This window comes from Luteibacter sp. HAY1-4A, from assembly GCF_056755355.1.
Map to the genome: position 1 here is coordinate 12,887 of NZ_JBNDHZ010000060.1, position 14,229 is coordinate 27,115.

At 67.3% G+C, this 14,229-nt stretch carries 10 protein-coding genes; all 10 read right to left on the bottom strand.

What is annotated here, in order from left to right; genetic code table 11:
* Positions 1-13: 13 nt before the first annotated feature.
* Positions 14-1,285, bottom strand: a complete 1,272-nt coding sequence (locus tag ACPYOD_RS16940) for an efflux RND transporter periplasmic adaptor subunit (protein WP_481302882.1) — start codon at positions 1,283-1,285, stop codon at positions 14-16.
* A 248-nt stretch (positions 1,286-1,533) separates the two neighbouring features.
* Positions 1,534-2,094: a hypothetical protein gene (locus ACPYOD_RS16945; protein ID WP_481302883.1), complete on the bottom strand. Its 561-nt coding sequence runs from the start codon at positions 2,092-2,094 to the stop codon at positions 1,534-1,536.
* Between the two features lie 92 nt (positions 2,095-2,186).
* Positions 2,187-2,381, bottom strand: a complete 195-nt coding sequence (gene hemP, locus ACPYOD_RS16950; protein ID WP_481302889.1) for a hemin uptake protein HemP — start codon at positions 2,379-2,381, stop codon at positions 2,187-2,189.
* A gap of 155 nt (positions 2,382-2,536) precedes the next feature.
* On the bottom strand, positions 2,537-3,007 hold the full coding sequence (locus ACPYOD_RS16955) for a chemotaxis protein CheW (protein WP_481302884.1): 471 nt from the start codon (positions 3,005-3,007) through the stop codon (positions 2,537-2,539).
* Positions 3,004-4,698, bottom strand: coding sequence for a chemotaxis protein CheB (locus tag ACPYOD_RS16960; RefSeq protein WP_481302885.1), 1,695 nt, complete (start codon positions 4,696-4,698; stop codon positions 3,004-3,006). Before ACPYOD_RS16960 ends, ACPYOD_RS16955 begins: the two co-directional genes overlap by 4 nt.
* Positions 4,691-10,885, bottom strand: a complete 6,195-nt coding sequence (locus ACPYOD_RS16965; protein ID WP_481302886.1) for an Hpt domain-containing protein — start codon at positions 10,883-10,885, stop codon at positions 4,691-4,693. Before ACPYOD_RS16965 ends, ACPYOD_RS16960 begins: the two co-directional genes overlap by 8 nt.
* Positions 10,886-10,889: 4 nt before the next feature.
* Complete coding sequence (locus ACPYOD_RS16970; protein ID WP_481302887.1) at positions 10,890-12,923, bottom strand: methyl-accepting chemotaxis protein; 2,034 nt, start codon at positions 12,921-12,923, stop codon at positions 10,890-10,892.
* 171 nt (positions 12,924-13,094) lie between these two features.
* Complete coding sequence (locus tag ACPYOD_RS16975; protein WP_481302888.1) at positions 13,095-13,640, bottom strand: chemotaxis protein CheW; 546 nt, start codon at positions 13,638-13,640, stop codon at positions 13,095-13,097.
* 7 nt (positions 13,641-13,647) lie between these two features.
* Complete coding sequence (locus ACPYOD_RS16980; protein WP_167025388.1) at positions 13,648-14,022, bottom strand: response regulator; 375 nt, start codon at positions 14,020-14,022, stop codon at positions 13,648-13,650.
* 35 nt (positions 14,023-14,057) lie between these two features.
* Positions 14,058-14,229 (bottom strand): response regulator (locus ACPYOD_RS16985; protein ID WP_481302890.1); only part of this gene is annotated, 172 nt, incomplete at its 5' end.

Below are 14,229 nucleotides of genomic sequence, written 5' to 3' on the forward strand. Positions count from 1 at the left end.
GTGTTTCCCTCTGTCAGCGGCTGATGGCGACGTGTTTCGCGTCGCCGAAGGTGTCGGCACCGGAGATGACGATCTTGTCGCCTTCCTTCAGGCCATCCAGGATTTCGACCTTGTCGATGCTGCTCGCACCGACACGGATATCGCGGCGATCGGCCATGCCGTCATTCACCACGAAGGCATAGCGTCCGGCACTTTCGTCCACGAAGGAGCCACGCTGCACCGTAAGTACGTTGTCGCGCTTGTCGAGCAGGATGCGCACGGACAGGCGCTGGCTCTGGCGCAGCTGCTTCGGCGTTTCGCCGTCGAAACGCAGGCGGGCGGCAACCTCGCCGTTCACGACTTCGGGCGAGACCGCGCTCACCTTGCCGTTCCAGGTCTTGCCGTTGCCGCTTATCTCGCCCGGCATGCCGATGGCAAGATCGCGCGCGAAGCTTTCCGGCACCTTCATCTCCACTTCCAGCGCGGACAGGTCGATGACGCTGAGCAATTGCGCGTCCTTCGCCACCGTCGCGCGTTCGGCGATGAAAAGTTGGCCCACCTGGCCGTCGACCGGCGACTTCACGTTTAGGTCCTCGACCTGGCGCTCCAGGTCCTGCACCAGGTACACCTGGCGATCGTGCGCAAGCTTCTTCGCCTGCACGTCGAAGGTCAGGCTGTCGTTGTCCATGGAAAGATCGGTCTTGGCGTGCTTGGCGGTGATCTGCGCCTTGTCCAGCGTGGACTTCGCCTTATCGACGTCCGATTGCGGTACCGCGCCCTTGCCGTAGGCGCTCTCGTAGCGACTCAGGTCGCGCTCGGCCGCCGTCTGGTCGATCGTCGCGTTGTCGAAAGCCTTTTGCAGCTCCGAGCGCTTCTTCTTCGCGTCGATCTGCGCCCGCAGGTAATCCACTTCCATCCCATCGGCGGCCGACTTCTCCTGGGCCAGCTTGCTGGTCAGCTCCGGACTCGTGATCACGGCGAGCACCTGCCCCTTCTTCACCACATCGCCCGCGTGCACCTTCAGCACGACCGCGCCTGCCGAAGCTGCGTACATGGTCGGGCTGACGGCCGCGACCACCTTGCCCTCCGCGGCGATGTCCCGCACGAACGGACCGCGCGTCACGGTGCCGAAGCTGAGACGGGAGGCGCTGACCGAGGTGTCCGCGGAGAACATCGTGCCGATGCGGGGCGCGGCAAGAGCGATGAGCACGACCGCCGCAACCCCTCCCCCGATGAGGAGGAACTTGCGCTTGCGGTTCGGACGGACCTCGACAAGGCGGTCCTGGGCGGAGGTGTCACGGATCATGGTGGATTCCCTGGCTTGCTTGCGTGGATAAGCAGCAAGCGTCGTGCCAAGCTCGGAAATCTCATCAGATCAGTCGGTTACCCTCACGCTCGGCCGCCCAGCCATGTGTCCGCGGACAAAGTGTCCGGACAGGCCGATAAGGCGGACACCTGTCCGGGGCTTTCTTGTGCGAGGTGCTTCAGCAGCGATGCTTACTCGCGGCAATCTGCCCGCTGCCGCGGGGATCGCCGGCGTAGCCGGCTTCCACATCACCCGAAGGCAGGCACAGATTCTGAGATTGCGATGTCGCGGGCGACGCCGTGACCCAACGAGGAAATCGGGGCGTCACGCATGCCAAGCACGGTGAATCCGGGCAACCGGCGGCGCGTGAAGCAGAGCACGCGGGCACGGGATGCGCGCAGCCAGTCGCGATCGGGCGCGCGGCGGGACGGCGGGAGCGCAGGCAACGCATCGGCGAAGAGGCCGTCCCACGCGAGGTAGTCGGTGTCGGGCAGGAGGTAGATGCGGCCGACGGTACCGCCCTCCCCGCTTACACAGTCGATCCATTCGCGCGGCCCTTCCGCCGTCACCGCGCAGGTGACGCCGACGTACCGTGTGCCGAGCAGCGGCGCGAGTTCGGCGCATTCGACAAGGCAGCCCGGCGATTCGCCGGCAACGGGAGCGGCGGCATGGCGCGGCGCGAGATAAAGCACGCCACCCAACTGGCCCAGGCCCTCGAACAACGCACGCGGCGAAAGGGCCAGCCAGCGCGTGGTGACGGATGAGCGGGCGCGCGATTGCACGCCGAAGGTGGCGAGCCAGCCGAACATGGTGTGTCCCTGGACGTAGGCGATCGAAGGATGCCTGGCTGGGCGGCCTGGGGAGACCCGCGTGGCTTGGCGTCGGGGGAGAAACGTGACGCTTACTTCGTCAGGATGAGCTTGTCGTTCCGCGTGAGCCGCAGGTGGTATTCGCTGCCCTGGTGCTCGATGACGAGTTCTCGCGAACCGTCCAGCAGGTTCTTGCTTTCCACGCGGCGGGCCGCAGCCGGAGCAGCACGAAGCGACACGACCTTGTCACGGCCGCCATTGTCGGTCAGGGGGAGCGTTCGAAGCAGCATGGTCTGGACTCCGCGGGATTAGGGTGCGGAGTTGATGATAATGATTCTCGTTTGCGAGTCAAGCCTCCGCCCGTCTCCGCGGTTCGGGACTGGACATCGTGCGGCGCAAAGGCGTTGGGCCCCTGCCTTCGCAGGGGCGACGGCGCCGAGCTTCAGGCCGCTGCCAGCATCTCGATCAGCGTGCCTTCCAGCTGTTCCAGATCCGGGATTACCGCCGTGTCGTCGCGCACCAGTACGCGGGCGCGGACGCCGAACGGCAGGTCGTTTCCGTCGTGGGTCGGAAGCAGGAGTTCCGCATTCAGCGTGGTCAAGCGCGGGAAGCCGTGGGTGAGCACGGCGAGGTAAGGCATGGACGGATGCTGGCCCACCGCCTTCAACACGGCGACACGCGCGGTCTGCGGCGGCGCGTCTTCGGGAAAGCTCGCTACATGGTCGAAGCTCAGCAGAGGAATGCTCCAGCCGCGCCATGCGATGCGGCCCAGGAGCCATTCCGGCGCATCGGCCACGGGCTCCGCGCCCGCCAGCGTGATCACTTCCGCGACAGCCGCGTTCGGCAGCAGGAGACGAACGCCACCGCTCGGAATCAGGACGCAGCGGATTTCGCGCGGTAACGGCTCGCTCATGGGAATTCCTCGATCAGTTTCCGGGCCAGCGCGCTCACGTCGCCGGCATAGTCGGCCACCCGCTCCTCGCGGATGCCGGCCACCATGTGTCCCGCTTCCGCTTCCGGCGGCACCGCTTCGACCCACACGCGGCCGCCCGCGTCGTACACCGCCTGCGCCCCCGCGATCGCATCGTTGCCGCGGCCGGCAAAAACGATGGCAAGCGCATCGGCACCGAAGCCGCCGGCAAGCGTGCTCAGCACGCCGTCGATGGACGGTCCGGCCGTATTCGCGGCGCTGCCGTCGTCACGCACTGCAACGCTGCCATCGCGGCGGATCTGCACGTGCGAGCCTCGCGGTACCACCAACCGATCGCCGTGGCCTGCATGGCCGCCGTCGGCCGCTACGCGCGCGCCGAGGCGCGCGGCAAGACCTTGCGCGTCGTCGTGATGGGCGACCACAAGCAGTACACCCGGAACACGCGCCGGCAGCGCGGCAAGGAACGCCGCGATCGAAGCTTCGCTCTCCTGCGAGCCACCCAAGGCGATCACACGGCGCACCGCGCGAGGTGCCGCCTCGAGGAACATCTCGTGCGCGAATTCGCCGTCGGTACGTGGGGCGACGGCTTCCTCCATCGACACCAGCTCCAGCGTGAAGCCCGCTTCCAATCCATGCGACCCGTCGTCAACGACGTCCTGCGCGAGGTACTCCGCGGCGCTGATCGTTTCGATACCGAACTCGGCGGGCGCGGGGCGCGGCACGGGTTCGACCACAACGGCATCGTGATCCACGAGGTCCCATTCCGGGACCGGCGGCGGTACGTATTCCGTGGCTCGCGACTCGATTTGAACGGAATGCACTGTTTCCGGCGCGTCGGTCGCAGGCTCGTCGTCCAGCGACGCCAGACTCAGGCTGCCCGCACGGTTCGCCGGATCCGGCTGCGCTTCGTGAGCGGCGATGTCCTCCACCACTTCGAACCCCGACATATCCAGCGAAGCAAACTCGGTCAGTTCCAGCGGGGCGGAAGGCAACGATTCGAGATCGTCCTCCACGAGCGGACCGGAATCGGCCAGCAGCGCTTCGAGTTCCGCGGCCAGTTCCGACGACGTCACGCCCTCGCCTTCCCCGCCTTCTTCGGAAAGCGGAGTCGAAAAGCTCAATGCATCGGCCACGTCGTCCGCCATGGCCGGCGCCTCGTCGAACGCCGCAGCCTCGGAAACCGGCATCGGCGTCTCGGGATACCCATGGCTGCCCGTGATCGCAAGATCGTCGACCAGCGGCTCTTCGAAGCGCTCTTCAGCCGGCGTAGCAACGCCCGCCAGCGCGGCGACCCGCGGCTCGATGGCACGCGCGTCTTCCGGCCGCGGCGGATCGAGCGCCATTTCGCCGACCAGCTTCGCCGCGAGGTGCCGCGCCCAACGCGCGCGGTCCCAGCCTTCGAGTTTCCGGCTTGCATCGGCATCGTTGAATACGAGGCGCGGATGTCCGCCTTCCACCGTGTCGTAGAGGCGATCCAGATCGTCGTCGCCGGGGTTGTCCAGGTCGACGACGACGACGTCCGCCGACGACCCGACGAGTTCGGCCGGAGCGAACGAACGCAGGTCCGACTCGTAGACGATCCGCGCGCCCTGGGCGACGAGTGCCTCCCGCAGGTGCGCGGAAAGGCTGGCGTCGTCGAACAGCAGCGCGACCGTCGCCTCGCGATCAGCCATGGTGGACTCCGAGCACGTCGTTGATCTGCACGATGAGGTCGTTCTCCTGGTACGGCTTGCCGATGTAGCGGTCCACGCCGATGTCGAACGCGCGCTGGCGATGCTTGTCGCCGGTACGCGACGTGATCATGATGATCGGCACACCGGCCAGCCGCTCGTCGGCCTTCATCTGCGTCGCCAGCTCGTAGCCGTCCATGCGCGGCATCTCGATATCGAGCAGCATCAGGTCGGGCACGCGCTCGTTGAGTTTCTCCAGCGCGTCGATGCCGTCCTTCGCCGTCATCACCTCGAACTCGTGACGTTCCAGCACGCGGCCGGTGACCTTGCGCATGGTGATGGAGTCGTCGACCACCATCACCAGCGGCTTCACGCGAACTTCGTCCTGCGCGCGCGGGGCATGCGGCAGCAAGGCCTCGGCCTCGAAGGCGCGGCGGGCCACGCCATGGCGAACCAGCGGTGCGAGATCGAGAATCATGAGCACGGAGCCGTCGCCCATGATCGTCGCACCGAGGATGCCCGGTACCGAACTGACCTGCGGGCCGACCGGCTTGACCACGATTTCGCGAGAGCCCAGCACGGCATCGACGCGGATCGCGGCACGCAGGTCGCCCGAGCGTGCCAGCAGCAGCGGGATGTCGCCTTCGTCCGGCGACGACACCACGTGCACGCCGAGCAGCTGCGGCAGGTCGTGGATGCCGTACTCCTCGCCGAGGTAATCGAACGCGGGATCGGCATCGGCCATGCGATGGGCGAGTTCGTTCGGGGCCATGCGAGCCACGCCGTGCACCGACGTCATCGGAATGGCGAAGTTCGTTTCGCCGATCCGCACGATCAGTGCCTGGGTCACCGCGAGGGTGAACGGCAGGCGCATCACGAAGGTGGTGCCGCGGCCCTTCTCCGACTCGATGCCGAGCGTGCCGCCGAGCTGCTTGATCTCGTTGGCCACCACGTCCATGCCCACGCCGCGCCCCGCCACCTGGGTGATCTTTTCGGCGGTGGAGAAGCCCGGCACCTGGGTGAGCTGGAAGATCTGGTCGTCGGACACGCGGGCGTCCGGACGCAACAGGCCGCGTTCGATGGCCTTTGCGCGGATCGCGTCGCGATCCATGCCGGCACCGTCGTCGGACAGCCGCACCACGATCTCCGTGGCTTCGCGGGCTACCTGGATGCGCACCGTGCCTTCCGGATTCTTGCCTGCTTCCTCGCGAACTTCCGGCGGCTCGATACCGTGCGCGACGGCGTTGCGCAGCATGTGCTCGAACGGCGCCTTGATGCGGTCGAGCATGTTGCGGTCCATTTCGCCGTTGGCGCCTTCCACCACGAGCTGCGCGCGCTTGCCCACGTCGGACGCGGCCTGGCGCAGCGTGCGGCGCAGGTTCGGCACCATGGCGTCGAACGGCAACATGCGCGTCTGCATGAGGCCTTCCTGCAGTTCCGCGTTCACGCGCTGCTGTTGCAACAGCAGGTTCTCGGACTGTCGGGTCAGCTCGTCCAGGATGGTCTGCAGCGACACAAGGTCGGACACCGACTCGGCCAACGCTCGCGAGTACTGCTGCAGCTGCGAGAAGCGGTCGAGTTCCAGCGGGTCGAAGTTCGACAGGCCGGTGTCGCGATGCTCCTGGTGGTAACGCGCGATGATCTGCGCCTCGGTTTCGATTTCCAGCATGCGCAGCTGGCTGCGCAGGCGGCTGACCGTCTGCTCGTGCTCGGTCAGCGCGGCACGGAAGCTGGCCGTCTGCTGTTCCAGGCGCGAGCGGTAGATCGAGACCTCGCCGGCATGGTTCACCAGTGTGTCGAGCATGTCCGCGCGAACGCGGATCTGCTCCTGCGACGCACGCTGGAGTTCCTCTTCCTCGAACTCCGGCAGCAGCGCGGGAAGCTCGCGCTCGAAGACGGGCTCCGGCGGCGATTCGGGCTCGGGCATCGGTTCGAACACGGGAGCGTGCTCGATGATCTCGGCCTCGCGCTCTTCGCGGTAGGCCTCGGCGGTGAGCGTATCCGGGCCGATCGGCGAACCTGCCAGGCGCGCGAACGGCTCGATGTCCGCATCGGTCAGCGCGATCGACTTGCCCACGGCGATGGACTGGATCATGCCGTGCAGGCGGTCGAAACCCGCTTCCATCGCTTCGATGGCCGGCCGGTCGCTCTCGCGCTGGCCACCGGCCACCGCGTCGAGCAGCGCCTCCATCGCATGCGAAAGATCGCCCACGGCCGCGATGCCAGCCATGCGCGCACTGCCCTTCAGCGTGTGCAGGTCGCGCTGGAGGGCGGCGACATGCTCCGGCTGCTCGGGCTCCACTCGCCACGAGGCCAGCGCGGCGTCCGCGTGGTCGAGGATCTCGCGGCCTTCCTCGACGAATACTTCGAGGAGGTCGGGATCGATATCGGCGTAGGGCGAGAGTTCGGGCACCAGTGCGGGAGCCACGTCTTCGACAGGCGTATGCACCGGCGGGGCCAGCGGCTCGTGCGACTGGTCTTCGATGTGAACCGGCTGTTCGACGGTGGGCTCTTCGAATGCGGGCTCAGCATCTGCCTCGGCCGATTCCTCCGCCATGAACTCTTCGATTTCCCTGGAGAGTTCGGACGTGGCTGGCAGATCGTCGGAAGCGTCGTCCTGCGCGACCACCGGCTCGTCCGCGATGAATTCCACCAAGCCGTCGTCGACGTTCAGCACGTCGCCGTCGTGCGACATCGGCTGCGGCAGCGGCTCGTGCTCGGCGGTTGCAGGCGGTGCGGCATCCTCGATCTCGCCGAGGAGCGCACGCCATGCGGCGTCCTCTTCGGCGTCGTAGGCCACGATGGGACGGACCTCGCCTTCCGGCTTTTCGACGTCGACCTTCTCGATGTCGAAGTCTTCGAGCGACGCCATGAGTTCCGCGGCGAAGGCGTCGTTCGCCGCGACGGGCTCCAGCGGTACCTGCTCCAGGTCCGGTAGCTCGCCTTCCTCCGCAAGTTCGTCGGCCAGCAGCTGTTCGTCCAGCGACGGAACGCTCGGTTCCAGCGCCTGCTCGGGGAGGTACGCCTCGATGTCTTCGGGCACCGTGTCCGGCTGGCCCACGGTGTCGCCCACCGTGTCGTCCAGCGCGTCGAGCGAAAGCTCATCGTCGAGCGGCAGCGGATCGGGCTCGTACAGGATGTGTGCGACCGTGGCTTCCGGCTGCTCGTCGCGGAGGGCGACGATGCGCGCGGCGAGTCCGGACACATCCGGCACGCGCGGATCGGGGGCGTCGAACTGGTCCATGACGTGGTCGACCAGGTCGGCTGCATCCGTCAGTGCCTGCACGCCTTCCTGCCGCAGCGGCTCGCCACTGGCGCGCACGCGCTTGATCAGGCCTTCCAGCGGCGCGAGCACCTGGATCAGCACCGGAATGTCGACCATGCCGATCGCGCCGTGCAGGGTATGGACGGCGCGCAGCAGCGCATCGTCCACCGGCAGCTCGCCCTCGCCGGCCCGCGCGAGGTTCGCCCGGATCACGGTGAGGTACTGGGCCACCTCGGCACGCAGGATGTCGAGCAGCACCGCGTCCACGGGGGGCAACGGCGGCGCGACATAGAACGACTCCACCTCGGCCACGTTCTCGACCGGAGCGACGGTTTCCTCGGGCACCGCGTCCACTGGCGCGGCTTCCACCGGCGCTTCCGCCGGCGGCTGGCCATAGGCCGCGAAGCCCGCGACGGGCACGGCCGCGATGGTGTCGCGCGGAACGCGGCGCTTCACCTTGCTGCGCACGCGATGGATGGAATGGCGCGCCACGTCTTCGACGAAGGCCATGTCGCCCATCGCCAGCCGGTCGGCGGTTTCCATGATCGCCGCGATCGGCGCGGCCGGCGTGGCATCGCCTTCGAGCGCGGCCTTGAGCTGCGGCAGCGCGTCCACGGCGTGGCGGACCAGGGCCTGCGCGCCTTCATGCGGAGCGATCGTGCCGTCGAGCACGCGGTTGAGCATGTTCTCCACTTTCCAGGAGAACTCGCCCAGCAGGCGCGCACCCACTAGGCGTCCGGAACCCTTCAACGTATGGAAGGAGCGGCGGATAGGCACCAGGGCGTCGCTGCGTTCCGGCTCGGCCAGCCAATGGCCCAGCGCGGTGCGCAGGTTGCCGATCTCTTCCTCGGTTTCTTCGAGGAAGATCTCGCGGATTTCGTCGTCGATGCCATCCACGGTGATCTGGAATCCCGCGAACTCGGCCATGCCGAGGCCACCGACTTCCTGCTCGACCTCCTCCTCGATCTCGACCCAGTCTTCCTCGCCCGCCGGTGCGGTGCGCGCTTCGTCGGCGGCGGCGACGGGTGTTTCAGGCACGCTTTCGACTTCGGCCGGCGGTTCGTCCACCAGATCGAAGCTGTCGGCGAAACTCGCGACCGTCTCGTCCGGATCGGCGCTCGTGGCAGGCACGGCGATGTGTTCGATCGCGGCCGCTTCGATGTCTTCGATGGCGGCATCGCCGAGGGCTTCGCCGCCTTCTTCCTGGTCCACGGGCACGGGCCAGTAACCGAGTTCGGCCAGGCTCTGCTGGGTGACGTCGAGAATGTGTTCCAGGCCGCCGCGATGTTCGCGCGCGGCTTCGAGGTAATACTCCAGCGCGGCCAGCGCGTCGGCCAGCCGATCCATCTGCGTACCGTTCGGCACCCGGCGATCGCCGAGCAGTTCGCGGTGGATGAAGAGGCCGATGCCGTCGGCGAGTTCCGCCGGACGGCTCGCGCCGAGCATGCGCATGGCGCCGCCGATCTCGGCCATCTGTTCCGGCGCGCCGGCCAGCTGGTCGTGGTTCCACGACGATTCGACGAAACCGACGATCGCGTCCTTTACCTTCGCGGTGTTGGCCGTGGCCTCGCGCATCAGCGTGGAAAGGATGTGGCGCGCCTCGCTGCGCGGCAGCGGCGACGGACCGAGGTCGCCGGGTGCCGGGCTATCGCCGTCGGCACCGAGCCGTTCGATGTGATCGTCCAGCGACGCTTCCACGTAAAGCAGCGCGCCCGCCACGTCGAGCAGGGATTCTTCGTCCGGCTCGCGCGCACCGGTGGCGATCTCGCCGAGGATGCGGCGCTGTTCGCCGACGACGCGGCGCGGCACGCCCAGGGCGAGCATGCCGAGCGTGTCACCCACGCGGTCGAGCACGTCGGTCTGCTGGCCGAGCTGGGCCGGGTCGCCGTCGGGCCGGCGCAGGAACAGGTCGAGCGCTTCCTTCACCCGCAGCAGGTCGTCCTTGATGGCCGCCGATACGGTGTCGAGCAGCGCCCGGTTGTGACCGGACATCGAGCCGCGGGCATGTTCCACCTCGGACGCCTGCGGCAGCAGGCCCTCGAGGCGATATGTCTGGCGCAGTTCCTCGATACGATCGCTGCCCGGCTTGGCCTGGGCCACGTAATAAAGCAGCTTGCGCGCAAGTTCGTCGGCGTCACCGCCCAGCAGGGCTTCCTCACCGCCTTCGACCAGTTCGCGGATGGAACGGTCCACGCGGCCGATCAGCTGGCGCACATCTTTCTCGTGCGCACGCAGCACGCCGCGCTCGAGGCCTTCGAGTACGCCGGCAGCGATCCACCACAGGCGGCGGCCCGCGATGGTGTAGCAACGCGCCGCGATGCTGTCGAGGGTGGCGCGCATGCCAAGCAGCTGGCGCTCGTTGCCCTGCCCGCGGAACCACGCCAGCAACTGCTGCTGGAAACGCACGCGCAACTCGGCGAGTTCGCCGCGTTGAGCTTCGGCCGCGGCGGGATCGCTGGCGCCCGGAGCGGTCGCCGGCAGCATGGTGTCGAGGTTCGGTGTGAACAGCGCGGACTCGTGCAGCGATTGCTCGCCCCGGCTCGCGCGCAGATCGTTCAACAACGGCAGCAGTACGATCGGCACGTCGCGATGGCCGCTTTGCAGGCGCTCGAGGTAATCCGGCATCTGCATCATGCCGCGCATGAGCGCGGCATACGCGTCGTCGCGCTGGGCGACACGGTCGTCGATCAGGGCGGCGACCAGCTGTTCCATCTCGCCGACGACCATCGCGGCGCCGTAGAGCTCGACCATACGCAACGTGCCGTGGACCTGGTGCAGGTCCGCGGCGCAAGTGTGCATGACGTAGGCGTCGCGCGAGTCCTCGACGTAGGACTCGAGGGCCTGACGTGCCTTGGACAAGGCGTCGTCGAGCTCGGCCTTGACCCAGTGCAGCGTGGTGAAATCGGTATGGTCTTGAAGTCTCACTGCGTTAGCCCGGCAGCTTGAAGTTCGCGACGGACAGGCGCAAGTCGTTCGCGAGCTGGGCGAGGTTTCCGATCGACTCGGCCGTCTGGCTCGCGCCGAGCGACGTCTGCGAGGTGATCTCCTGGATGACGTTCATGGTGGCCGAGGTATCGGTGGCCGCCGCGGACTGCTGGCGGGCAGCGGCCGAGATGTTCTGAATCAGCGCCGAGAGGTCGTTCGACACGCGCTCGATATCGCCCAGCGCGGTACCGGCGTCTTCCGCCAGGCGCGCACCGGCCACCACTTCCGCGGTGGTCTGTTCCATCGAGCTCACCGCCTCGTTCGTATCGGACTGAATCGTCTGCACGAGCGTTTCGATTCGCTTCGTGGCGCTGGCCGAGCGTTCGGCCAGGCGCTGCACTTCGTCCGCCACCACCGCGAAGCCGCGGCCGGCTTCACCCGCCGAGGCCGCCTGGATCGCGGCGTTCAACGCGAGGATGTTCGTCTGCTCGGCGATGTCGTTGATGAGTTCCACGATGGAGCCGATTTCCTGCGACGACTCGCCCAGGCGCTTGATGCGCTTCGACGTTTCCTGGATCTGGTCGCGGATCGAGTCCATGCCCTGGATGGTTTCGCGCACCACTTCCGCGCCGCGCGAGGCGATCTGCACCGAGCGCTGCGCCACGTCCGCCGATTCCGCGGAATCCTTCGACACCGTGTCCATCGAGGTGGCGATCTGGTTGATCGCTGAGGTGGCCGAGGTAATCTGCTGCGCCTGCTGTTCCGCCGCGTCGGCGAGGTGCATGGCGGTGGCCTGCGTTTCCTGCGCCGCCGCGGAGACGCGCACCGCGGTCTCGTTGATCGTGGTCACGAGGTTGCGCATCTCGTCCACGGCGGAGTTCATGGCGTCCGCGATGGCGCCCGTGATGTCCTCGGTCACCGTGGCCTTGATGGTGAGGTCGCCTTCGGCGAGCGTGCCCATCTCGTCCAGCAGCCGCATGATCGCGGTCTGGTTACGCTGGTTCAGTTCCGACGTGGTCTCGAAGCGGCGACGCTGGTCGCGCACGAGGTTGTAGACCAGCAGCAGCGCGAAGAGCACCGCGCCGATGGCGCCCAGCAGGCCCCACCACACGTTCGGGAACAGGCGGGTGAGCGGCAGCTTGGCGATCTGGTCGGCGGACTCGTTCGCGCGGAGCAGCACCGTCTGCGAGTCGAGCGACGCCTGGTTGCCTGCGCGCTTCACGTCCTGCAGGTTGGGCGACGCGGTAACCAGCTGGTTCACCGGATCCACCAGGTCGGCCCACGAGGTCTGCATGCCTTCGAGGATCTTGCGGGCATTGCCGTCGCCGATGGCACGCACGCCGCCATCCGGGTTGCCGTCGATCAGGCCCTTCAGCACCGCGCCGTACAGCTGCGCGTCGCGGGACAGGCCGTCGGCCGCCGACTGCGCGCCGTCGCCGCCCTGCAGGATCTCCTGCACGCGGCGGATCATGCGGTCGGCCATGAGCATCCAGCGGGCCAGCGTGAAGGTCTGCTCCACCGAGGCATTCTTCTGCTGGACGATGTTCAGCACCTCGTCGGTGCGGGCGTTCAACAGAGGCATCTGCTTGGCGAAGAGGTCGGCGCGCTCGCCCGAGGAAAGCACGAGGTCCTTGTTGGAAAGGATCTTGCCGATGTCCGCGTCCAGCTGGTGCCATGCATTGGACAGCGCGCCGATGGCACGGCCCGCCTGCGTCCTGTTCTCGTCCGCGTAGGCCGGCATGCCGGTCTTGTCGTCGCCCTTCACCAGGCGCTGCACGGCCGAATCGATCGTGTTCCTCGTGGCGGCCAGTTCGCGGAAGGAGTCGCGGTTGCCGTCCGACGCTTCCAGGGCGTACTTCGCGGTCTGCTGCGACAGCACCTGCACCTGGGTCGTCAGCGCGATGGCTTCGCGATCCTCGCCGTTCTTGTTGTTCAGCCACCAGAAGTCGACCGACGCCAAACCGATCGCCAGGAGCAGGAACACGATGACGATCGTGTAGCCACGTTCCCGGCCTGCGCCGCCTGCTGTCGTGCTCATATCCACCTCACCCAAACCTGGCAAAGCTAGCCGCCGGGGCCTCGATGGCCACCGGCATGACGAAGCGGTCCGAGGACCGCCCCTCCGTTCCCATTGCGGAACCGCTCTAGCCGGCTCCGCCCATCCTGTAAGGGGCGGCCACCCGGCCGTCCCCTCCCCCTATGGAGACGCTTAAAGCGCCGCCTGCCGGAAATCCGGCGCACGAACCAGACGGCTCATGCTGAAAAGTCCGAACGTCTGCTCGCCGATCTGGACGTTCTGCGCGACGAACCGCGCCAGCCGCGGATCGTGTTCTTCCTCGCCCGAATCGCGCTGGGCATCGTCCATCGTACGCTGGCCGAACACCTCGTCCACCAGCAGTCCCACGGTGCCGCCGTGCTGGCGCACCAGCAACAGACGGGAGCGCTCCGACGCCGGCGTGCGCTCGTCGAACAGGAAACGGCCCAGGTCGATCGCGGGCACGAGGTTGCCGCGCACGTTGGCCACGCCCATCAGCCAGGGCTGGGTGCCCGGCACATTGGTGAGCGCCGGCACGGCGAGCAGTTCGTTGATTTCCTCGATGCCGCTGACGAAGGCGCGGCGCCCCACGCGAAAACCGATGCCGCGCCACAGGCCCAGCGATTCCACGCGCTCGGGCGCGTCGGCCGTATGCGCGAGGCACGCCCGCTCGTAGTGGGCGAGCAGTTCGAATGGCGTGAGTGCCGCGTTCTCGCTCATGGCGTCCTCAATGCGTCGTGTTCGGCAGGAGGCTGGCGATGGTCGAGAGCAGCTCCTTCTCGTTGACCGGCTTGGTGATGAACGCCTTCGCACCCTGGCGCAGGCCCCACACGCGGTCGGTTTCCATGGACTTGGTGGTGATCATGACCACCGGCACGTCGGCCGTGTTCGGATCGCGGCTCAGTGTGCGCGTGGCCTGGAAGCCATTCATGCCCGGCATGATCACGTCCATGATCACCAGGTCCGGCTTGTTCGCGCGAATGCGGTCGAGGCCAGCCTCGGCATTGTCGACGCTGGAAACGGAAAAACCCGCCTTCTCGAGCAGCGTGGTGAACACGCGGACGTCGGTGGGCGAGTCGTCGATGATGAGAATGTTTGCCACACGTCCCCCTGGACGTCGTCTTGCGTGGAGTTCGGTCAGCTCGCCTTCGCGTACCGGTGGATCGCGCCGAGGAGTTCGTCGCGGGTGAAAGGCTTGGTGAGGTATTGCTCAGCGCCGACGATGCGGCCGCGCGCCTTGTCGAACAGGCCGTCCTTCGAGGACAGCATGATCACCGGCGTACCGCGGAACTGGGCGTTGTTCTTGATG

Coding starts and splice junctions, on each gene's coding strand:
- ACPYOD_RS16960 (WP_481302885.1), bottom strand. CDS start 4,698: ATGGCTGATCGCGAGGCGACGGTCGCGCTGCTGTTCGACGACGCCAGC.
- ACPYOD_RS16975 (WP_481302888.1), bottom strand. CDS start 13,640: ATGAGCGAGAACGCGGCACTCACGCCATTCGAACTGCTCGCCCACTAC.
- ACPYOD_RS16955 (WP_481302884.1), bottom strand. CDS start 3,007: ATGAGCGAGCCGTTACCGCGCGAAATCCGCTGCGTCCTGATTCCGAGC.
- ACPYOD_RS16945 (WP_481302883.1), bottom strand. CDS start 2,094: ATGTTCGGCTGGCTCGCCACCTTCGGCGTGCAATCGCGCGCCCGCTCA.
- ACPYOD_RS16940 (WP_481302882.1), bottom strand. CDS start 1,285: ATGATCCGTGACACCTCCGCCCAGGACCGCCTTGTCGAGGTCCGTCCG.
- ACPYOD_RS16970 (WP_481302887.1), bottom strand. CDS start 12,923: ATGAGCACGACAGCAGGCGGCGCAGGCCGGGAACGTGGCTACACGATC.